Source organism: Paraglaciecola aestuariivivens, from assembly GCF_052983255.1.
Window position 1 is genome coordinate 300803 of record NZ_JBRKBA010000002.1, and the last position, 22739, is coordinate 323541.

Consider the following 22739-nt stretch of genomic DNA (forward strand, 5'->3'; position numbering starts at 1 on the left):
GCATCACGCACGGAGAGAGAAATGACTGAGAAACCCTTTTTAGTAAGTGGTCGTAATACCTTAATTCATAAAATAAGAAAGTTAGACTTACTTGTTCTTAATGGGGAAGATCATCCGCCTATTATTGTTACCCACAAAAGCATCAAAGAATATACTGGCAAAGTGCCAGAGAACAAACGTGAAGCAAAACTAAACGACATGGAAATGTTAGACGTGACTAGCTTAGATGTATTTGGCGAAGAAAAAATCTTATTGTTTATTCAAACCATTAACGGCAAAGAATATAAAATTGATTACAGCAAATATGGCACCCCCTTATTTATTAAAATTCATCAAGAAAACGCCTTTTAAATAATAGGTAAACCTAGTTTTAAATTAGCCCTGCTTGCAGGGCTTTTTTATGCTCAATGGCTAGTTAGAGCAGAGGACTTTAACTAAGTCTAACCCGCTGAATGTAACAAATTATCTAAATTCTCGATTAAAATACTAATTATTTGGTTCAATTACCGCAGCGATTCGACACTTTATCGCTTGGTCGCATTTGGCCGTATTTAAGCGCTTTTAGCCCTCTTTGTTTGGCTTTTCACCCTACATTCAATCTGAACTTGCAATATTGCAAAGCTAACAACAAAAAGGTGAAACGTCATGAAAAAACTTATTTTAGGCAGCATAATTACAGCGGGTGTTTTATTAACTGGTACAGCACAAGCTAAATATATTGATAAACAAACTGAAGCAAAATTAGTGGAAATTTGCCAAGCCCTTAAAAGCGATAGCAAAATAAGAGTACATAAAGCCATTAAAAAAAGCGGCTTTAAAGCTCGTGCCATTAGTAAAGGCCTAGTGTGTAATGGGTATGATGCAGTTACATTTGCTATGATTAACAATGCAGAAAATTCAGCTAAATTTATTGCTAAAAAAGGCAATATTAATTACAACGAATTGATTGCTAAATTATAATGGCAGCTAAATAGGTGAGTGAGTTTTAGCTTAGCTTATCGGCTATCCAAGCTTAAATTTACTCACCTTGTTTTATTCTTTTGTTAATTAACTGAAAGCCATTTACTGAGCATTTTTTCTAAGCTACCAGATAATATTGGTTTGCTTAGATAGTCACTCATTCCTGCTTTTTTACACTTTATATCATCCCCTGTCATGGCGTTTGCGGTGAGCGCAATGATTGGAATATTGGCATCTATTTGTTTAACTTGTTTGGCGCGTATACGTTTAGTGGTTTCGTAGCCATCCATAATCGGCATTTGGCAATCCATTAAAATTAGATCAAAGGGTGAAGTTGTTTGTTCCAGAATGTCTAATGCTTCTTTGCCATTGTTGGCAAGCTGATAGTGACAGTGAAAATTTTCTAACATGCCAGTAATCACTTGTTGATTAATACTGTTGTCTTCAACCACCAGAATATGAGCTTGAGTGTTAAGTTTAGTGCTTGGTAATTGAGTTTGCTGCTCAACCTCTGGTTTGGGCTGTTTAGTGTTTAACAGCGCGCTTAACAGTCGATGAAGGGTAACAGGTTTAATTAAAACAGCAGTGACATTGGGTAATGCCAGATTTTGCTCATCAGTTAACCCTAAAGGTGATGAAAGCAAGATGATTTTTAGCTTTGCTAAGCTCTTGTCAGCGTTAATCGCCTGGCTTAAGGCAATACCATTTATACCTGTTAAATTTACATCAATTAACACATAGTCAAAGGCAGTACCTTTGTTTAAGGCTAGCTGCAGCATTTTTAATGCGGCTTGAGCGTTCTGGGCGTTTTCAACTTGTCCATTATGCAAGCTGCACATATTTTTTATGGCCGAATACACACTAAAATGATTGTCTACCACTAATATTTTGCTGGCCAAAACCGCGGGGTTTTGTCTGGTGTATTTTTCAACATAATCCGTTGCTTGATAACCTATGCTAAAGCTAAAAGTAGAACCACTAGGTGATGACTCTTTAAGTTCTATGCTACCGCCCATTAAGTCACATAATTGTTTGCTAATGGCTAAACCTAAACCAGTGCCACCATATTTTCGGGTGGTCGAGCCATCCACTTGCATAAATTGGGTAAACAATTGGTTTTGCGAAGCGCTGGGGATCCCATTGCCTGTGTCTGTAATAGAAAACTGCAGTAGCTCGCCGGCTGTTTCGGCGCGCAGAACCACTTCTCCTTGGCTGGTAAATTTAATGGCGTTGCTTAACAAGTTGTTAAGAATTTGGTTAAGTCTTTGTGGATCAATATTTACCCAAGTGGGTAAATCAGGAGCAATATTTAAAACTAATTCTAAGCCTTTTTCTTGAGCGCGTAAGGCCATTAAATCTGCAGTGTCTGACAACAACTCGGGTAAATTCGTAAGGCAGGGTTCAATCGACAGTTGCCCTGCTTCAATCTTAGAAAAATCTAAAATATCGTTAATTAAATGCAATAAAGATTGGCCGCTTAATTTAATTAATTGGGCATAATGCAGCTGCTTTTCATTTAGTAAAGAGTGAATAAGCAAGTCGTTCATACCCAAAATGCCATTGATAGGCGTACGAATTTCGTGGCTCATATTGGCCAAGAACTCACTCTTAGACCGACTTGCTTCTTTGGCAGCTTCTTCAGCCTGCTTTAATTCTGTTATGTCTTGGATCGCGCCTTTTAACAGGGTGACTTTGCCCCCTGAATATTCTGCATAACCTACTGCTCTTACCCAAATCTCTCTACCTTTTGCTGTAATAAAGCGGGATTGAAAATCCCAAGGGCTGCCATTTTTCATGGCCTGTTCAATTGCTTGGTTAATTACTGGGCGCATTTCCGGGGCAAAATATTCGCTTACCGTGAGTAAATTGATTTTACTTCCCACTGGCAGTTCATGAATGTGGTACACCATGTCTGAACATATTACTTCATTAGTTATGAGGTTATATTGCCAGCCCCCTAACTTGGCAATTTTACCTGTACGCTTGAGTACCTCTTGTTGATCTTGCCTTTCATTCTCAAGCTGTTTCAGTTCAGTAATATCAGTTTCTATAGCCATAAAGCCAATAAATTCGTCATCTTGATACAAAGGCTGACAATTAATAAGTAGCCAATAAGTTGAACCATCTTTGTGGTAATTTAAAATTTCCACGTCAAAGTTTTCGCGATTTAGTATGGCCTCACGCATTAACTGAATGGTTTTTTTATCGGTTTTTTCTCCTTGTAACAAACTACCAGGTGTTTTACCTACGGCTTCGTGTAGTGAAAAGCCTGTGATCCTTTCAAAACCGGGGTTGACCCAAGTGGTTATTCCATCTGTATCGGTAATGATGACGGCGTTTACTGTGTTTTCTACTACTTTAGCTAAGAGTTTATTTTCGTGAAAACTGGCTTTTAGATTGGCCTGAGTCGCTTTAAAATCGGTTAGGTCATAATTTACCCCAATGAATTTATAGCCACCTTGCTGCTGATCTTTAATCACATGGCCATAGGCTTTTAGATACCTTACTTTATTGTTGGCAACTAAGATCCTAAAAGAAGTGTCGAGTTTTTCTTTGTTGCGCAGGGCATGATCTATTTCATCTAATAAAATGCCAAGATCATCGGGGTGCACGCGTTTTTCCCATGCTGACACAGTCAACACAAATTCATCTGGATCTACGTCATAAAGTAAATACAGCTCTTTATCCCAAATCAACTGTTTAGTATCTAAGTTAAATTCCCACACTCCAATGCGAGAAGCCTCTTTGGCCATTTGTAAGCTGAGCTTGGTTTGTTGCAAATTATGTTGAATGGCCTGCAATTCGGTAGATTCTAAAATAGTGGCCACCATAGACTCACTAGTGGTGTCGAAGGTAGGGGTTAAATCTACCGTTATGTAAAAGCTTAAATCGTATTTACTTTTGGCAAGAAACCTTTGGGTTTTGGTGGTTTGGTGTTTAAGGCAAGATTGTAACCAAGTGTTTATGTCTTCTGCACTTTGGCCCAGCTTAGAGTCAACTAACAAGTCACAAAATTGCAGCTTAGTAAACTCTACTGATGTATAGCCAAATAAATGCACTGCAGCTGGGTTGGCATAGCGTATTTGACCTTGTTTGGATATTTCTAATACTGCACTAGAGACACAATCTAATATTGTTTGTAATTGTTCAAAATTTACTGGGAAGTTAGACTCGTCTGGGGTTTTATTCATTCTTGGTGGAGTCCTGAATCAGATTGCCTAATTGTATGATTTATAGACTTATACCTTAGCATTTTGCTTTTTTCGTTTAGCCCAATGCCATTACGTATTAGAATAGCCTTAATTAATGAATTGGAGAAAAGTTTGGCCACACACATCATCGCTGCACCTAAGTTTGAGCTAGGTTTTTTATTACCTAAATATTGGCTAACTTGGTTGAGTATAGCTTGTTTATACACAATCTCGTGGTTGCCTTACAATTTGCAACTTGGCTTGGGAAAAATATTAGGCAAACTCCTGAAAAGGTTAGCTAAAAAACGTTATTGGGTGGCCAAACGTAATATTGATTTGTGTTTCCCTGAATTGTCTGAACAAAAGCGTGCGCAATTACTTAAAGAAAACCTAGACAATGCTGGCATGGCTATTTTAGAAGCCAGCATGGGCTGGTGGTGGCCTACCTGGCGTGTGCAACGTAAAGCAGAATTTGAAGGCTTTGAACATATAGAGGCAATTTTAGCCAAAGGTAAAGGTGTGTTGGCTTATGCTATTCACAATATGAACATAGAGTTTGGTTGTAGAATTGCCGGGTTAATGTATCCATCTGTGGTGTTTTATCGCAAACATAACAATCCTTTAATGGAATACATTCAATACCATGGGCGTAAGCAAAGTAATAAATACATGGTGCATAAGCGCGATGTTAAAGGCTTGCTAAATGCCTTAGACGAAGGCGAATTGTGTTTATATTTGCCCGACCAAGATTACGGTAGGCGTAAATCAGAGTTTGTGCCCTTTTTTAGTGTGCCAGACGCGGCCACCACCACAGGCTCGTTAATTTTTGCTAAACAAGCAAACTGCGAAACCGTATTTTTAGTGTCGCTACGCACAGAAACTGGATATAAAATTAAAGTGTTGCCAGGACTGGAGAATTTCCCCTCTGGTGACGATAAACAAGATGTGACTCGTATCAATCAAAAGATTGAAGAAATGGTACAAATTGCCCCCGAGCAGTATTTGTGGATGCATAAAAGGTTTAAAACTAGGCCAGACCCTAAAGCGCCATCGGTTTACGATAAATAATTAAGAGGTTATCTAACCAGCAATGAAAAAAGCAAGCAAAAAGCAAAAGTCTTATTTGTGGGTGAGGCATGTTTCTTTGGCTATTTTGATTATGGTCATAGCTGGAATTGTGATTTTTATGCAACAAAAAAACACCTCTAGTGTGCAACCCGAGGGGCAGAGTAAAGGCAAAAGCATAGAGCAAAATATGGCTAACTTTTATTCTGACTATCGATTGTCGTCTCGCCATCCACGAGAAGAAGACTTAGGTGATTTTGTGATGGAAGTTAAAGTCAATGAAGAGCCACTAGATAACCGTCTTAAAAAAATGGAAAGTTTACAAAAACCTATTTCTGGACGTTGGGTAGGAGAGCATAAACATCGCTCATTTAAAGCTGGCAGCACCCTAAGAACGGCCATCACAGACTATGCACAATCAGAAGGAATGCAGGTGATTTGGGAGCTTAATCGCGATTTTATTGTTAAGCATCCCTTTCAACTAGACGATTCTATTCTAGGTAGTTTAGATGCCATCGCCACTGCCATAGACACCAGTTTTGACGGAGAAGTAAAAGCCTACATGTGCCCGCGTCAACGCTCTTTAGTGATTACTGCCAAGCCCACTGAGTATTTAGAAAAAAATTGTACCAGTGCGCGCTAACTTTGCTTAAACCTTAGCTTAAGCCTATTGATAAGGCTCGACCAAATACTTTTGCCAAATCTCACTTACTTTAGTTTGGTGAGCAATAAGTTTGTCATCTTGTTTAGCCAGCTTGGTATTTTGTAACGCTAACCTGTGAGCCTGATTTCTATAATCTAAATAGGCTAAAGTCAGGTCGTTGGCTTCATCTGGCGTTAACAAAGACAGCTTGGACAATTCGGCTAAAATTCTCACGTTGTCTGGCCACTTGCTTAAACTCTTATACTCTTGAGTGTGGGCTAACAACATAAATTGCACTAAAAACTCTATGTCGGCTATGCCACCTTTACTTTGTTTTAAGTCAATTTTATTGAGTTTATGTTCGGCTAAATGCTCACGCATTTTTTCGCGCATCTCTAGCACTTCTTTAGCTAATCTCTGGATATCTCTTGGTTTAGCTAAAATATGGTGACGAATGTGATTAAAGTGCCTAAAAAGGTCTTTTGAGCCGTACACAAATCGAGCACGGCCTAGGGCTTGATGCTCCCAAGTCCAGGCATCGTCTGTTTGATAGGCTTTAAAGCTATTAATATGACAAACCAATAAACCTGAATTACCCGAAGGCCGTAAGCGCATGTCTACCTCGTACAATTCGCCCAGTCCGGTTTTTATGGTAAATATGTGCAATATGCGCTGGGCTAATTTTAGGTAAAATTGCCTAGACTCCAACTGCTTGTCACCATTAGTAAATAATGCGCCATCACAGTTTTGCACAAAAACTAAATCAAGATCTGAGCCATAGCCCAGCTCCCACCCACCGAGTTTGCCGTAAGCGATTACAGCAAACCCTTTGTCTTGCATGCTTTTTTCGCCTTTGGTTTGGCAAACTGGCACCCCATACTTAGCCACCATTTGTTGCCAGGCAATATCAACAACTTGGCTGATCAGGGCTTCGGCAAGGTAGGTTAAATGGTCGCTCACTTTCATAACGGGCAAAGGGCCAGCAATATCGGCAGCGGCAATTTTCAACTGCTGACTGAGCTTAAACTGGCGCAAGGTTTCTATTTGTAGCTCTAGATCTTCTGGCTCTACCCGCAACAACGCCTGCCTAAGCTCATCACTGTATTGAGTTAGTGGCACAGGTTGATATAAAAGCGCGGGGTTTAATAACTCATCTAATAACAAGGGAAAACGCGCAATTTGCTCTGTTACCCAAGGGCTAGCGGCACATAACTTAACTAAATGTACTAAGGCGCCTTGGTTTTCTGATAAAAGTTGTAAATAGGCGGTACGGCCTAACACTGCTTGTAACACATTTAATAAGCGTTTAAGAAGTTCGCCATAACGTTTAAATCCGGCCTGGCGAATACAGTCTAATAACGCAGGCATTAATTGATTTAAACTGATCAAGCCGCGTTGCCCAACACGCTTGCGACTGAGTATTTGTTTAAATTCGGCCAATTGTTGGCAAAATAAGGTGTCTTGCTTTTCGGTGGTGGCAGTGGTGACCCAGTGGCTTAAAATTTCTTGAATATGCGGCGGATCGAGATCTAATTGCCATAAATCTATACTGGCTTGTTGTGCTTCATTTTTGGTTGGTTCAAGTTGGACTTTTTCTTCTTTAACTAACAACGAAAATTGCTGATGAATTTGTTCACAATGCTCGCGCAAATGGCTTAAAAATTCTGAGTAACTGTTTAGCCCCAACACATAAACCAAGCGTGATTGGTTTAATGGATCGTCAGGTAATTCTTGGGTTTGAGCATCGGCAAATTGCTGTAGACAATGTTCGACTTTGCGCAGCCATAAATAGCTAGTTCTTATATTGCTGGCACCGTCTTGTGGCAATATTTGTAAATTGACCAACTCGGTTAGGGCCAATTGTAAGCTTTGTACTTGTAAACTTGGCTCTCTGCCTCCGTTAATCAATTGTAAGCTTTGCACCACAAACTCTGCTTCGCGGATCCCGCCTTGGCCCAGTTTGATGTTGTTAGAAAGGCCACGTCTACGCACTTCTTGCACTATCATGTTTTTCATACTGCGCAGCGAATCTATGGCACTAAAGTCTAAATAACGACGATAAATAAAGGGCCGTAAAATAGCCGATAACTCTTTACTATGCTGGCAAGGCGGATTCAAAATAACCGCCTTTAGCATGGCGTATCTTTCCCAGTCTCGTCCTTGCTCTTGGTAATAATCTTCCATGGCATCAAAGTGCATCACTAACGGGCCACTATCACCAAAAGGTCGTAAGCGCATATCAACCCGATAAACCTGACCATCAACAGTAATCTGGTTTAAAGCGCTAATTAACTTTTGTGCGAGTTTGGTAAAAAACTGTTGGTTTTCAACAGTCTTTTTACCGCCTTGGGTTTCGCCTGCTTCTGGGTAGGTAAAAATTAAATCTATGTCAGAAGAAAAGTTAAGTTCGTTTCCTCCTAGTTTTCCCATACCCAAAATAAGCAAAGGTTGGGGGCCAAATTGGCCAAAAGGGGTGCCTAACCTTACTTGTAATGATTGATATAACCATTGATTGGTTTGCACTATTAATTGTTTAGCAAGCTCAGACACTTGTACTAACGAGGCTTCAATAGGCTGTAAGTTGAGTAAATCTAACCAGGCTATACGCAACATATGAAAATGCCTAAACAGCCTAAGGCGCTGATGCAATTGCACCTCGTTTTCTACCTGACTTAGAACGTCTTGTAGCGCCTGCTGGTAATCTATTTTTACCTCGTTGAGTTGGTTGTCAATTAACAACTCGTCTATCCAACTCGGGTGTTTCATGGCTTGTTCAAAAATAAAATCGCTTAAACCAAAAGCGTGGCAAATATCGGCTTGATATGTGTCTAAGCTGGGCCATTCAGAGTAACTTTCGCAAAAGCTTTGCCAACGAGAGGCACCAAGAGTTTGTAATGATGCAGGAAAAGATGAAACAGTTTGTTGATCCACAGTTAACTTATCCTATAGCTAAAGTGTTAACGATTGGCGCGTCTTGTAATTCATTTTTGAGTAGCTTGAGCTTTTGCGCTTTAGTTAGTTTTTTCACCCAGATTTCGGCTTGTAGGGCTTCAGATTGATTATTAACTTCGGCGGTTAATTTTAAGGTAAGTGGCCCTTTGCCTTTTAGCGCCTTTGCACATTTTGGGCCACTGGCTTGGTGCTCTGAAAAACGCCTGTCAATATCGGTACATATGCCAGTGTAAAAGTGCGACAGTTTGTTTTCTATTATATATACATACCACTTGCTCACAGCTGTTTTACTCTTAAATAACTTGGCATTACAACACTTTACCTTTTAGTTTAGGTTTTGAGTGTACATGTGTACGCTGAAAATATATGATGAGTCTCTTTTTTTACCATATCGCCCCAGATGAATCACCTTAACTCGCAACAAAATTCCTATTCTTTATTAGAAGAAAAATACAATGCCTTAACCCATGGGGCAGGCTTAGTTGCCGCGCTGGTGGGGTTAGTTTTTATGTTAATGAAAGCCCAAGGGGCCTATGCGCAAGGGACAGTTTGGGTTTATGGCTGTTCGTTAATTTTGATGTTTTTGTCGTCTACTTTGTATCACAGTGTTGAGCGCCCTTTACTCAAAGCCAAACTTAAAAAAATCGACCATATATCCATTTATTTGTTGATAGCGGGTACTTACACGCCTTTTATGCTTTTAGCTGTATCTGGAAGCACAGGCTTTTGGGCCATGTGGCTAATCTGGGGCATTGCTGGCTTAGGCATAGTGTTTAAAAGTTTGGCGCATAAAAAGCTAGTAAAATTATCAGTATTAACCTATTTGCTGATGGGCTGGTTAGCGGTATTTTATATTTATCCTCTGTATCAAGCTTTACCTAGTGCGGGGTTTTATTTACTGTTAGCCGGTGGCTTAAGTTACACCTTAGGCGTGGGGTTTTATGTGGCTAAAAGTCGGCAATTTACCCATGCTATTTGGCATATGTTTGTAGTGGCAGGTTGCGCTTGCCATTTTTTTGCCATCTACTTATTTGTTATTTAAGCGCCTTATATTTATCTAGCTTATATCTTGCTGCCAATCTGTTGGCAGTTAACGTAAACTAGGGCGATGAGATTGCAAGGCAGCCAGTGGATGGCTTAAGCTAGCAATTGGATTTTTCTTTTCATTTTTTCGGATCGAGTGACGCATTATTATGTATGAAAATTATTACGGACTAACTTCAAAACCTTTTCAATTAACACCCGATCCTAGCTTTTTCTTTGGCAGTAAATGGCATAAACGCGCCATGTCTTATTTGCAATACGGCTTATCTCAAGCAGAGGGGTTTATTGTCATTACCGGCGACATAGGAACCGGCAAAACCACTATTGCTAATAGCCTTTTAGATGACATGCAAGACGACATAGTGGCTGCGCAAATTGTTTCGCCAAAACTTAGCCCAGATGAACTGGTAAAAATGGTAGCCAGTAAGTTTAACGTGCCAGTAAAAGGCAGCACCAAAACCGATATTTTAAATGACTTAGAAGCCTTTTTAATGGGCTTACACAAAGACGGCAAACGCGCCTTATTGTTAGTCGATGAAGCACAAAACTTACCCTTAGAAACCATTGAAGAATTGCGCATGTTGTCGAATTTTCAGGCCGCAGGAAAACCTTTATTGCAAAGCTTTTTGCTAGGCCAAGAAGAGTTACAACCCATATTACGTGCGCCTAATATGGAACAATTTAGACAACGAATTGTGGCTTCTTGCCATTTAGCCCCGTTAACCGATGTAGAATGCCAAGCCTATATTGAATATCGCATGAAACAAGCAGGTTGGGATGGAAAAGCCTTATTTTCGGCTGGGGCTTACGACCGGATCTTTCAATTTACCCATGGGGTTCCTCGTAAAATCAACACCCTAATGGACCGCATTTTGTTATTTGGATTTTTAGAAGATCTAGCCACCCTAGATGAAGAAGCAGTAGAAAATGTGGTGAAAGAAGTTTCAGAAGAAATGTTTTTACCTAATAAGACACCTGAGCAAAAAGCCCAAGAAGCCAAAGCGGCCAACGTGCCAGCTAAACCAACAGGTATATTGGATGACTCGACCGAAGACGGCCAAGTTAAAGACGTAGAATATTATAAAACTATGCTCACTGAGTTAGTAGATGCGCTAGATAACGCCATCAGTCAAAAAATTAAACTCACACGTTACATAGACCGCCTATTGCAAAAGAAATACAAAACTTATGTGCGCTTAAAATCAGACGATTAACCCTATTTTTTTGCTAAAACCCTATCTTTGGTAAATAATTGTCTCGCTTTAGGTTAAGTTTTTGTTAATAAAGCCGATGTAATAAAGGAACTTTTAAGTTAAGATCTTATCTGAGGGTTGCGGCGTATAAAAAATGAATAATAAGCAGTCCTTTACATTTGGGGTTTAAAATGAAACGTTTGATTGATGAGAGAAGGCAAACTTCTGGATTTAATCCAGAAAGCCCTTTGTTCAAGGATCGACGCAAAGCTTATTATCATGGAAAGTACTCTAAGCGTATGTATTCGTTGTTGTTAGTGGCAAGTTGTTTGTTATTTTTTATAATGAAACAAGGCGTCTAACTAAGCTAATACATAGTTAAAAACCGCTAATTTGTGCCTTTGGCCAGCATTAGCGGTTTTTTTATGTCTGAAATAAAGCCATTCACTAAAAGCATTACTGCACTTGGGTTAAACGCGTAGTAATAAACTCGGCCAACTTGCTACACGCCTGCGGATGTTGCGAGCTTTTACTAATTAAACATATTTTAATATTACCTAACTTGGGTAAGTGATTATGCTGAATAATGTGCAATTGTTCGGGCACACTGCTTTTGGCTAATGCGCTAATTCCTAAGCCTTGTTTGATAGCAGCAGTAATGCCACTTAAATCGGCATTGGTGTAACTAATACGCCATTGTTGGGTTTGTTGTTTGAGTTTGCTGATCACTCGGCTTCTATACACACAGCCATCTGGAGCCAGCACCAAAGACAAACTGTTTGACGCGGTAAAACCTTGGTCGCCCACCCAAACTAACTCATCTATTAATACTTCTTGCCCATCTATTTGAACGTGCGGGTCGACTAAGGCCAGCACTAAATCAAAGCCGCCTTGGTTGTCGTCTGTTAGCAGGTGTTTGCTCAATGCAGAGGTGACTTCTAAGGTTACATCAGGATAAACCTTGCCAAATTCCCCAATAATGCTGGGCAACAAAGTAGTGGCGAATTCGCTGGGTATGCCAAGTCGTAAACGGCCTTTTAAGGCTGTGGGTTGAAATTGCCTAAATAGTTGATCGTTTAAGGCCAACATTTGTTTGGCGGTTTGATAGAGTTTACGGCCATGTTGATTAATTAAATGTCGTTGCCCTTGTTTATCAAACAAGCGAGTAGAAAGTTGTTGCTCAATGCGTTTTATTTGTAAGCTAACCGCGGGTTGCGAGCGCCCCAAAAACTCCCCAGCTTTGGCATAACCACCTAATTCAACGACTGCAGCAAAGGTGCGTAAATTATCTAACGAAAGTTGCTTCATAAATGACTAGCTTTAAATAAGAATTTCAAATGATTTTTTAATAATACATAAGAAATTCAAATGTAAACATTAAAACTTTCAATTTGTTGTGTGTGATGTCACTACCTATACTGCCACTATTATTTTTATCAAGCAGAGTCTTACATGCCAAATACAACAATTCTTCACGCTAAACACTTAGAGTCGGGCGCCAAAATGGTGGATTTTCACGGATGGGAAATGCCAATTAACTATGGCTCTCAAATAGAAGAGCATCACGCGGTACGCCAAGATGCAGGTATGTTTGATGTATCTCACATGACTATAGTTGACGTAACTGGCAGCCAAGCACAAGCCTATTTACGTTTTTTACTAGCCAACGATGTAGCCAAGTTACAAGACAAAGGCAAAGCACTATACAGTGGCATGTTAAATGAAGAAGGCGGCGTAGTAGACGATTTGATTGTGTATTACTTTGACCAAACCAATTATCGCTTAGTGGTTAACTCGGCTACTCGTGAAAAAGACATGAACTGGCTAAATACCCAAGCTAAAGGCTTTGAGGTTAAAATTACCGAGCGTGATCAATTTGCCATGATTGCGGTGCAAGGTCCTAACGCCAAACAAAAAGCCGCCACGCTTTTTTCTGATGCGCAAAACGAAGCGGTTGCTGGTATGAAGCCATTTTTTGGGGTTCAAGCCGAAGACTTATTTATTGCCACTACTGGTTACACTGGTGAAGCGGGCTACGAAATTATGGTGCCCAAAGAAGATGCCGGCATTTTTTGGCAAAAGCTGCTAGACGCAGGGGTAAAACCTTGTGGTTTAGGCGCACGCGATACCCTAAGACTTGAAGCAGGCATGAACCTTTACGGCCAAGACATGGACGAAACTATTTCGCCACTTGCCGCTAACATGGGCTGGACTATTACTTGGCAACCAAAAGATCGTAACTTTGTAGGGCGTACAGCACTTGAGCAACAAAAAGCCGCAGGAACAGAAAAGTTAGTGGGCCTAGTGATGACCGACAAAGGCGTATTACGCTCCGGTCAAAAGGTAAAAGTACCAGAAGGTGAAGGGGTGATTACATCAGGTACCTTTTCGCCAACTTTAGGCCACAGCATTGCCATGGCTAGAGTGCCAGCTACCACTAGCAGCACCGCCGAAGTGGAAATGCGCAAAAAGTGGGTTACAGTCAATGTGGTTAAACCTAGTTTTGTCAGAAATGGCAAAAGTGTTTTATAAAAATAACAGCTAAATTAAACATTAAAACAACGAACAATTAGGAACAATTATGAGCAATATTCCAGCAGATTTACGTTATGCCTCTACTCACGAATGGGTTCGTCCAGAAGGTGATGGTGTATTTACCGTAGGGATCAGCGATCACGCCCAAGCATTATTAGGCGATATGGTTTTTGTTGAATTGCCAGATGTGGGTGACGAAATCGCCGCAGGTGATGACGTAGCCGTTGCCGAATCGGTTAAGGCCGCGTCTGATGTTTACGCGCCTATTAGTGGTGAAGTACTTGAAGTTAACCCTGACCTAGAAGACACCCCAGAGTTGGTTAACTCTGACCCTTATGGTGACGGTTGGTTATTTAAAGTTAAAGCTGAAGATCCTTCAGAAGTAGACAGCTTGTTAGATGCAGAAGGCTACGAAGGCAGCATAGACGACGAGTAATAGCCACTCGTTGAAGCGCCTAATACAGGCGTTTTAGCCTCTAGTTTTTAACTCTTTTACACATTATTGCAATACATTGCTAAGGACATAAGCCTTGTCCTTAGCTTTGCTTTACATCGGGAAATATAAGTTAGCTATGTCATTATCGCATTCTTCATTATCAGAACTAGAACAAACTCAAGACTTTGTTCGCCGTCACATTGGTCCTAGCGATGCAGAAATGGCTGAAATGCTATCTGCCATTGGCGCTGAATCGCTAGACGATTTAATGCAACAAACCGTGCCTGAAGGCATACGTTTGCCTGCTCCATTAAAAGTGGGCGAAGCGCAAACCGAAGCCAATGCGTTGGCCTATTTAAAAAATGTTGCCAGCAAAAACCAAGTGATGCGTTCGTTTATTGGTATGGGCTATTACAACACTTTTACTCCCAATGTTATTTTGCGCAATGTGTTAGAAAATCCGGGTTGGTACACCGCCTACACCCCTTATCAGCCAGAAATTGCGCAAGGGCGTTTACAAGCCTTGCTTAATTTTCAGCAAACCACAGTTGACCTAACGGGTATGGAATTGGCTTCGGCGTCTTTGTTAGACGAAGCCACAGCCGCTGCCGAAGCTATGGGCTTAGCTAAGCGTGTATCTAAAAACCGTAAAGCCAACAGCTTTTTTGTGGCCGACGATGTTCACCCTCAAACCTTAGATGTCATTCAAACCCGCGCTGATATGTTTGGCTTTGATATTATTGTAGGTAAAGCTGAAGACGCCAGTCAGCACGATATTTTTGGGGCCTTATTGCAATACCCAGGCTCAACTGGGGCAGTTAACGCCATTGCCGATATTATTGCTGCGGTACAAGCCAACAAAGGTATAGTGGCAGTGGCCGCTGACTTGCTTAGCTTAGTGATGCTTAAGCCACCAGGTGAAATGGGTGCAGACGTAGTATTAGGCAGTGCCCAACGTTTTGGTGTACCTATGGGGTATGGTGGTCCACACGCGGCGTTTTTTGCTACGCGTGATAGCTACAAACGTTCTTTACCAGGGCGCATTATTGGGGTATCTAAAGACACCCGCGGTCGTCCAGCTTTACGTATGGCATTGCAAACTCGCGAGCAACACATTCGCCGCGAAAAAGCCAACTCAAACATTTGTACTGCTCAGGTATTGTTAGCCAATATGGCGTCGTTTTACGCTGTGTATCATGGCCCTAAAGGCTTACATACTATTGCCTCGCGTATTCACCGTTTTACCGATATTTTAGCTGCAGGCTTGCAAAAAGCCGGATTCGAATTAGTCAATCAAACCTGGTTCGACACTATTGCAGTAAAAGTGGCAGATAAAAAATCAGCCATTATTGAAGCGGCAGTGGCAAACCAATTAAACCTGCGCACAGATATAGACGGGGTTTTGGCTATCAGCTTAGACGAAACCACTAGCCGTGAAGATCTACAAGCCTTGTACCAAGCTTTTGTAGGGGCAAATGTAGAGCTTGATATTCAAGCCTTTGACAAAGCAATTATCGAAAACGGTAGTCAGTCCATACCTGCCGAGTTGGTGCGTACTTCAGATTATTTAACGCACCCAGTATTTAACAGTTACCATTCAGAAACTGAAATGCTGCGTTATATTAAGTCTTTAGAAGACAAAGATTTAGCCTTAAATCACTCAATGATTTCGTTAGGTTCGTGCACCATGAAACTTAACGCCACAGCTGAGATGATCCCAGTTTCTTGGCCTGAGTTTGGGCAACTGCACCCCTTTGCACCTTTAAACCAAGCCCAAGGCTACAAACAAATGATCGACGAGCTAAGTGAATGGCTTATCGACATTACCGGTTACGATGCGCTGTCGATGCAACCTAACTCAGGTGCGCAAGGCGAGTACGCTGGCCTAATCACTATTCAAAAATACCATGAAAGCCGTGGCGAAGGGCACCGTAATGTGTGTTTGATTCCTAGCTCAGCGCACGGCACTAACCCAGCATCAGCGCAAATGGTTAGCATGAAAGTGGTAGTAGTAAACTGCGATAAAAACGGTAATGTTGACCTAGCCGACTTACGCAAAAAAGCCGAAGAAGTAGCCGACAATCTCGCTTGTGCCATGATCACTTATCCATCTACCCATGGTGTATACGAAGAAACCATTCGCGAAATGTGCGACATAGTGCACGAGTTTGGCGGGCAAGTTTACCTAGATGGCGCCAACATGAACGCTCAAGTAGGTATTACCTCACCAGGTTATATTGGCTCAGATGTATCGCACCTAAACTTACACAAAACCTTTTGTATTCCACACGGCGGTGGCGGCCCAGGTATGGGACCAATAGGCGTAAAAGCCCACTTAGCGCCGTTTTTACCTAATCACAAAGTGGTAGGGGTAGAAAACGCAGGTGACAACCAAGTACGTGAACACGGTGCTGTATCGGCCGCACCTTGGGGCAGCGCTTCAATTTTGCCAATTAGTTATATGTACATCAAAATGATGGGCAGCGAAGGGCTGAAAAAAGCCACAGAAGTGGCCATGTTAAACGCTAACTACGTGGCCAATAAATTATCTGGCCATTACGAAGTGTTATACCGTGGCCGTAACAACCGTGTTGCCCACGAATGTATTATCGATTTACGCCCACTGAAAGAAAGCTCAGGTGTAACCGAAATGGACGTAGCCAAACGCTTAAACGACTACGGCTTCCATGCGCCTACTATGAGTTTTCCAGTAGCAGGCACGCTAATGATTGAACCAACAGAATCAGAAGCCAAAGCCGAACTTGACCGCTTTATCGAAGCTATGGTGTCGATACGCGCCGAAATCGCCAAAGTAGAATCTGGCGAATGGGATGCCATCGACAATCCATTACATAACGCACCACACACACTAGACGACATCTGCGACAACAACTGGAATCGCAGCTACGACAGACAGTTAGCCGCCTACCCAGTACCAAGCGTAGCTAAAAATAAGTTCTGGCCTACAGTAAACCGTATTGACGATGTATATGGCGACAGAAATTTATTCTGCGAATGTCCTTCGATTGAGAGTTATATTGAAGAGTAGTTTTGGTTTTTGAAAAGGATTTCAAACTTTCTTTAGTATTATGAAAAACGAGCTTAGGCTCGTTTTTTTGTGCAACGTGACTAGGTTATTACATCAAACTGTCACTCCTGTCACTCCTGTCACTCCTTCACTCCATCACTACGACATTTCGTGAACCCCACATCGACAATCCTTGACCCTCACACCGTAATTCCGTGCCACCCACACCGTCATTCCGGCAGTCTTTTGAGCCGGAATCTCTTTACTCTTAATGCATGCACTGCACTTATGTCCTCCATAACGTTTTTCAAGCCTCATCCATGAGCCCCAACTTACTTTTTACCTACAACCGCAAAAAGTAAGCTATAAGGGCCGCTCGAGGGTAAATCAAAAGACAAGAGCATCGGCTTCGCCGATAACGACTAGGGTGAATCAGTCACTGCTTTTGTGTATTACTTTTTTCTTAATAACGTTTTATCTTTTTTGTTACAGTGGATGTCTCGATAAGCCTTTGCTAAGCGATGAGCTACGGCAACTACCACTTTATTAAAGGGTTTGGTGACACGAAGCTTGGTTGCCCATGAATCAGCGGGGTCAGAGCCGTTGAAATCTGTTACCTGGATTTACCCTGGATAACAGTTAATCTTTCTTTAAAGCCTCAACTAGGCTAATTAACACTTTGCCTTTTTCATGCTCACTTTGCATATTCAGTGCGGCATTTTGTATTGCGCTTTGCAATTCTGGGGTGAAATCAGCGCTGTTGATTGTCGCAATTAAAACTAGTGATAATTCATGGTCTGATTGGATATTTTGTGTTGCCAGTTCAATAAGCGCAGGCTTGTTTGCTGTAAAATTTGGCGAGCTCAATAAAGCAGATAATGCCTTGTGCATTTCGTAATCAGACTGAATGGTTTGAAGTGACGCTAACATGGCCGCAAATGCATTGTTTGACACCTTTATATTTTGCACTTGCTCAACAAATAACTTACTAATTTCATTGTCTGATTGTATTGACAGACTGGTGTTAAAAAACGCAATTTGTATCTCATCATTTGCCAAGTAGCGTTTAGGAAAGTGAGTTAAAAAAGTAGATAACTCGTAATCAGATTGTATATTGCGAGATACTTCCAACAATTGAATCAGCCTTTCTTGTGAAAGGTGACTGTCGACAACGTTCTGTAACAGCGTGCGTAACTGATAATCAGAATCAATTGAAGACATCAATGAAATGCTTTGTGCTAAATCGCTTTCTTGCAACGGTAAAGTGTTAATAGCAGTTTGCAGATAAATACCTCTTACATGATCGCTTCTGATATGGCTCACTTCCTCAAATAATCCTTGGGCGCCATAACGCGCAAAAATTCTATTAATACGCCCTTTAGCATCAATGCCCGTTTCTCTTAATATTTTAGGTATCTGCGTAGCAAACCATTGCTGCGCTACCGCATCGTAAGGTGCTGAGCGGCCATCTATTTGGTAATCATATAATGTACGATCGTCGGGGTTGTAGATGGTGAGTTTGCGTTTTATTCCGTCACTGTAATCAGACAATTCGATTTTCACCTTAGTAGGTAACACCGCAATTGCTGATTCATCTTGGTTAAAACGAATGCCGCTTTTGCTATCGCCATTTGGGGACTGAATACTCAAAGAAAAGCCATCGTTGTGCACAACTTGCTTGTGCCCTAAATGAATTGAGCATGCTGAAAATAAACAGATTAAAAAAATTATCGACAACCGAGTGGGTATTTTCACAAACATATAGTCACTTCTTTTATTAAAATAATGGCTGCGCAGCCATGTTCTAGTTATTTATTAAACCTAACTAACTGCATCGCAAAGGTCTACTTAACAATTGCTTCAAAATGTGTTCAAGTCGTTAATTTGGCTAAGAAAAACATAAATTCAAAACGGCTCGCAAAATTTAATTATTTAACAACGCTAACTGGAAATGACCTTAAGAGAACAAGACAATCGGCTTTACCGATAAACACTATCCAGACACGCATGTTAATCAAGGGCCTAACCATTCAAAACGCCAAGCACAACTAATCGAACTTCCATGCTTATGATTTACCAAGCAACCTCGTACTCGGCACATTTGATAGTTTATTTCCCCAAATTATTACTAACTAATTAACAAGACACCCATCGTAACTCCCCATCGTAACTCACTAAAAATTAACATGGGTGCCTTGTTCAATTTTACCTGATGACACTTGCCTATCGTAGCTAAATAGAAACACATCAACACCTTCTAAAAATACCCAGCATGTCGACAATTTGGTGGTGATAATTAATTTTAATTGATTTTCAACTACCATAAATCTACTATTGTCGACAATTTGGCGGGCGACAAAGTAGAAGAAGGTTAATTTGGACTCATATAATATTTTCGGAACGATCAATACTATTTTTATTATTGTTAGTTTGTATGGCGTGTTTTCTCAATTGAGAATGATATGGAAAAGAAAAGAGTCTGGTAGTGAAAACCAAAGGCCGACTGCACTTTTATCATTAAACCAATTTACAGTTAGCTACTTGGCATATTTGTCGTTCTTTATATACGGGTATTCAATAGAACCGTTTAATCACTATATAGTCTGGCCGAGGTTACTTGCGTCGGTATTAGTAGCATTTATTTTATTTGAAGTTTGGCAAGACCGACAATCTAAAAATGCTAGGGTTTGCTTTAGTTTAGCCTGTGTAACTTTGCTAATTGCTATCGCCGGATTGATTAAGGGTGAAACAATTATCGATCAAGGAAAGTATATTTCTACAACTATTATTGTTTTGGTCACTATCTTGATAGCTCAAGGCTATTACCATCAAATTAAGCTAATTATAAACTCAGGTAGTACAGGAGCAGTCGATTTAAAGATGAGTCAATTCATCTTTATGATGGATATTTCGACTATAGCTTTTGCTTTAAGCATGGGGCTAAGCTTAGGTTGGCCGTTGTTAGTGTTGGCTATTACCAGTGCTATTACTAAAGTCATCATTATGTTTTTATTTAAATGGGTAAGAATCAGTCCAGTAGCACAAAAGCGTCGAAAGATAGTAGTAGCTTAAAATAGCTTGGCCGATGGCTATTTTATAGCGTGGCGATTGGCTAAAGAGAGGTCAGAGAATTACAAGGACGAATTACAAGGACTGTCACTATAAAAATTAGTTGTCATTTAACCCTGAAAGAGTCGTAAACAATTATCAATGGGGTGAACCATGAAAATAGAGGTATAGACAAACAGCTATAATCTCGTCTATCTCCCAATTAACAAAGCACCTATCGCAGTTCATTTAAGAAAATAAACTGCGTCGGTTCTTGATACTTTTACACCAATCGCAGCTATTTAGCCTGTAACAAACCTACATCTGAAACGCATAACTTAACTTCATAAATACTTTTCTATTGTTCTTTTCGATATTTTGTAAGTTGTCATCTTGGTAACCCTGGTCTGTATACCCTATGTAAAGTAATGACTGCGGGTTTAACTTGTAAGCGTACAGGAGTTCGGTGCGCATGCCTTTGTACATTTTGTCTACGCTGTCGATATACAGTGCTTGGTTTTGTTCTATGTCGGTATATTGCACGGTTAAGCGTAAGTAAGACAACAAGCTGAAGTTGTAGTTGATGCGCACATCGTATTGGTTTGCGGTGTAAACATTGCCAGCGTCTATATCTAAACGGTCGTGTACATAGGATATTCTGCCGTTTAGGTGGGTGCCAATTTTGAATTCACTACCTAAGTCTAAAAATATGCTGTCGCCTAAACGGTTGTTGGCATAATCTATTTGATCACCTATGCGGGTGAACGCACTTAATCGTAGATTGCGTAAAGGGTCAAAGCGGGCATACATCATAAAGTTATTTACTTTGTAATATTCACCTGCCCAATAGGATTTTCGGGCGACTATGCCAAAGTTGGTATAAAACTGTTTAGGACCTTGAACATTGCCGTGTAGCTCTATTTCTTCTTCTAACATAGTGCCGTCGGCCGCGTAAGTTTTGTCGTAATCACCAAATATTCCGTATCGTGTCCATTTGCTGCCTTCATCACCATACCAATCGTAGTTACCACCAATCACAGACATGTGGTAACCCGTGCGCCCTACAAAGCCTAAATCTGCTCTAAAGTCTTCACCCATTTTCATATGCGAGGCTCTTAATCCATAATCGCGGGTGTTATGCCGATAACCCAATGAATAAGAGAGATCTTGTTGGCTTGCAGCTAAACCAAAATCGTTTTGTACACTTAGTGGGTTGCTGCTGTCAGAATAAGCCACTTGATAACTAAGGGAGTCAGCCTTGGTAAATTGCTGGTAACCATCTATTGAAGCCACTGTGTTGGAGTAGCCATCTGCTTTACGTGAGGTGACTATGCCACCTATATTATTGCGTTTACCAATATCTAAGCGATAGCGCCCTACAAGCACTTGTGAGCTTTGGTCTAACGTGGCCACACTTGAGCCTTGGTTGCCAGGCATTAAAAATGAGGTTGCTTCATCGTTGGCAACCAATAAACCATAAGTATGCTGGTTTTGCTTACCGGTTAATTTAGCACCGTACTCTGGCGCGTTAATGTTGCGGGTATGCACAAGGTTCATGCGCTGGGTACTAAAGTAATCGCGGCCATCTAAAAAGAATGGACGCTTTTCGTTAACAAATAACGAAAATGTATTATTGATATCGAGTTGCGCGGCATCTGCCTCTACTTGCGAAAAGTCAGGGTTGATGGTGGCATTTAAATAGAGGTTTTCGTTTATTCCCCAGCGCAGATCAACACCGGCTTGAGTATCGTCTTGTGCGTCGTTCCAAGGGCCTGGTACGCTGTCTTTATTTTCTGAGCGACTATAGGTTAGGGTGGGCGTAATTTGAAAATTATTGCCCTGACTTAAATCCGATAAGCCTTTTATTTTTTCGAACTGACACAAGCTACAATCTACGCCGCGTTGAACCGTTGAATTAGACATCACCATACGACTATCGCGCGGGTAAAGTCGCAGCGCTTGTATACCCCAGGTCATGTCACTTTGGTCGGCAGGAAAGCGCAAAGCAGAAAATGGAATTTCCATCTCTACTATGTAGCCGTCTTTAGTGATTTGGCCTGCGCTACTCCAAATAGCATCCCAGTTAGAGTCTTCGTTACCACCTTGGGTATCGTCTTTTATTAAGTCGCCTTGTACACCAAAGGGATTAACAAAAAACTCATAAGCACGACGATTGTCGTTAAAGGTGTCGAGCACTATGCCCACAAAGTCGTCTTGAAACAGGGTATCTCTGTCGCGAAAATAAGCGCGAATTTTTTCGGGTTCGGGGTCGTAGGCCTTAAAGGCAACAAATAAACTCTCACCGTTTTCGTATAGGTATAAGTCGGTTTTTACTGGGGCGGGCGTATTTTCACCGGGGTTAATATTATATTGTAAATTTAGATGGGTGGCTTGTTGCCAAACACTTTCATCTAATACGCCATCTACCTTAACTACTTCATTGGCGTGCACTAATTGATGAATGATTTTGCTATTATCAGCCATGCTTGGCGTACTAATACTCGCTGCTAATCCTAGTATCCACCCTATTTGTTTTACCCGTTTATTTATTGTTATTTCCATTTTTATTTACTGCTTTGTTTGAACTTTACTGCCTAAGTCGAAGTAAACTCGCCAATAGTTTAAATTAAATTAAAAAATAACA

General features: G+C 40.9%; 16 protein-coding genes. 10 read left to right on the forward strand and 6 right to left on the reverse strand.

What is annotated here, in order from left to right; translation table 11 throughout:
* The first annotated feature begins 21 nt into the window (after nt 1-21).
* Nucleotides 22-351: a hypothetical protein gene (locus tag ACVCDT_RS04295; protein ID WP_447131514.1), complete on the forward strand. Its 330-nt coding sequence runs from the start codon at nt 22-24 to the stop codon at nt 349-351.
* 294 nt (nt 352-645) lie between these two features.
* Nucleotides 646-960, forward strand: coding sequence for a DUF3718 domain-containing protein (locus ACVCDT_RS04300; protein ID WP_447131515.1), 315 nt, complete (start codon nt 646-648; stop codon nt 958-960).
* A gap of 83 nt (nt 961-1043) precedes the next feature.
* Here the strand turns inward: ACVCDT_RS04300 and ACVCDT_RS04305 are convergent, their stop codons facing one another.
* The gene (locus ACVCDT_RS04305) at nt 1044-4151 is read right to left on the reverse strand and encodes a PAS domain-containing hybrid sensor histidine kinase/response regulator (RefSeq protein ID WP_447131516.1); all 3108 of its coding nucleotides are present in this window, start codon (nt 4149-4151) and stop codon (nt 1044-1046) included.
* Nucleotides 4152-4283: 132 nt separating this feature from the next.
* On the opposite strand from ACVCDT_RS04305, the gene lpxL reads away from it, so the two are divergent.
* The gene (gene lpxL / locus ACVCDT_RS04310) at nt 4284-5219 is read left to right on the forward strand and encodes an LpxL/LpxP family Kdo(2)-lipid IV(A) lauroyl/palmitoleoyl acyltransferase (protein WP_447131517.1); all 936 of its coding nucleotides are present in this window, start codon (nt 4284-4286) and stop codon (nt 5217-5219) included.
* 22 nt (nt 5220-5241) lie between these two features.
* Entirely contained in the window at nt 5242-5859 is a 618-nt protein-coding gene (locus tag ACVCDT_RS04315; protein WP_447131518.1) for a toxin co-regulated pilus biosynthesis Q family protein, read from the forward strand.
* Nucleotides 5860-5883: 24 nt separating this feature from the next.
* Here the strand turns inward: ACVCDT_RS04315 and glnE are convergent, their stop codons facing one another.
* Together glnE and ACVCDT_RS04325 are read right to left on the reverse strand one after the other, a co-directional pair.
* On the reverse strand, nt 5884-8790 hold the full coding sequence (gene glnE / locus ACVCDT_RS04320; protein WP_447131519.1) for a bifunctional [glutamate--ammonia ligase]-adenylyl-L-tyrosine phosphorylase/[glutamate--ammonia-ligase] adenylyltransferase: 2907 nt from the start codon (nt 8788-8790) through the stop codon (nt 5884-5886).
* A gap of 7 nt (nt 8791-8797) precedes the next feature.
* A complete protein-coding gene (locus tag ACVCDT_RS04325; protein WP_447131520.1) occupies nt 8798-9091 on the reverse strand; it encodes a GIY-YIG nuclease family protein in 294 nt (97 codons plus the stop codon).
* Between the two features lie 120 nt (nt 9092-9211).
* Between ACVCDT_RS04325 and trhA the strand changes: the two genes are divergently transcribed.
* Together trhA and ACVCDT_RS04335 are read left to right on the forward strand one after the other, a co-directional pair.
* A complete protein-coding gene (gene trhA, locus ACVCDT_RS04330; protein ID WP_447131521.1) occupies nt 9212-9853 on the forward strand; it encodes a PAQR family membrane homeostasis protein TrhA in 642 nt (213 codons plus the stop codon).
* A gap of 151 nt (nt 9854-10004) precedes the next feature.
* Nucleotides 10005-11069 carry an XrtA/PEP-CTERM system-associated ATPase gene (locus ACVCDT_RS04335; RefSeq protein WP_447131522.1) on the forward strand — a complete coding sequence of 355 codons (1065 nt, stop codon included), beginning with the start codon at nt 10005-10007 and terminating at the stop codon, nt 11067-11069.
* Between the two features lie 435 nt (nt 11070-11504).
* Here ACVCDT_RS04335 and ACVCDT_RS04340 read toward each other — a convergent pair whose 3' ends face one another.
* Nucleotides 11505-12356 carry a LysR substrate-binding domain-containing protein gene (locus ACVCDT_RS04340; RefSeq protein ID WP_447131523.1) on the reverse strand — a complete coding sequence of 284 codons (852 nt, stop codon included), beginning with the start codon at nt 12354-12356 and terminating at the stop codon, nt 11505-11507.
* Between the two features lie 144 nt (nt 12357-12500).
* Here ACVCDT_RS04340 and gcvT point away from each other — a divergent pair, with 144 nt between their 5' ends.
* From gcvT to gcvP, 3 genes are all read left to right on the forward strand, one after another.
* The gene (gene gcvT, locus ACVCDT_RS04345) at nt 12501-13580 is read left to right on the forward strand and encodes a glycine cleavage system aminomethyltransferase GcvT (RefSeq protein WP_447131524.1); all 1080 of its coding nucleotides are present in this window, start codon (nt 12501-12503) and stop codon (nt 13578-13580) included.
* A gap of 49 nt (nt 13581-13629) precedes the next feature.
* The gene (gcvH, locus tag ACVCDT_RS04350; RefSeq protein WP_447131525.1) at nt 13630-14019 is read left to right on the forward strand and encodes a glycine cleavage system protein GcvH; all 390 of its coding nucleotides are present in this window, start codon (nt 13630-13632) and stop codon (nt 14017-14019) included.
* Between the two features lie 136 nt (nt 14020-14155).
* A complete protein-coding gene (gene gcvP / locus ACVCDT_RS04355; RefSeq protein WP_447131526.1) occupies nt 14156-17068 on the forward strand; it encodes an aminomethyl-transferring glycine dehydrogenase in 2913 nt (970 codons plus the stop codon).
* Between the two features lie 618 nt (nt 17069-17686).
* Here gcvP and ACVCDT_RS04360 read toward each other — a convergent pair.
* Nucleotides 17687-18697 (reverse strand): hypothetical protein, encoded by a 1011-nt coding sequence (locus tag ACVCDT_RS04360; RefSeq protein WP_447131527.1) that lies wholly within the window; start codon nt 18695-18697, stop codon nt 17687-17689.
* Nucleotides 18698-19423: 726 nt separating this feature from the next.
* Between ACVCDT_RS04360 and ACVCDT_RS04365 the strand changes: the two genes are divergently transcribed.
* A complete protein-coding gene (locus tag ACVCDT_RS04365) occupies nt 19424-20119 on the forward strand; it encodes a hypothetical protein (protein ID WP_447131528.1) in 696 nt (231 codons plus the stop codon).
* A gap of 294 nt (nt 20120-20413) precedes the next feature.
* Here ACVCDT_RS04365 and ACVCDT_RS04370 read toward each other — a convergent pair whose 3' ends face one another.
* Nucleotides 20414-22657 (reverse strand): carbohydrate binding family 9 domain-containing protein, encoded by a 2244-nt coding sequence (locus ACVCDT_RS04370; protein ID WP_447131529.1) that lies wholly within the window; start codon nt 22655-22657, stop codon nt 20414-20416.
* Between the last annotated feature and the right edge of the window lie 82 nt (nt 22658-22739).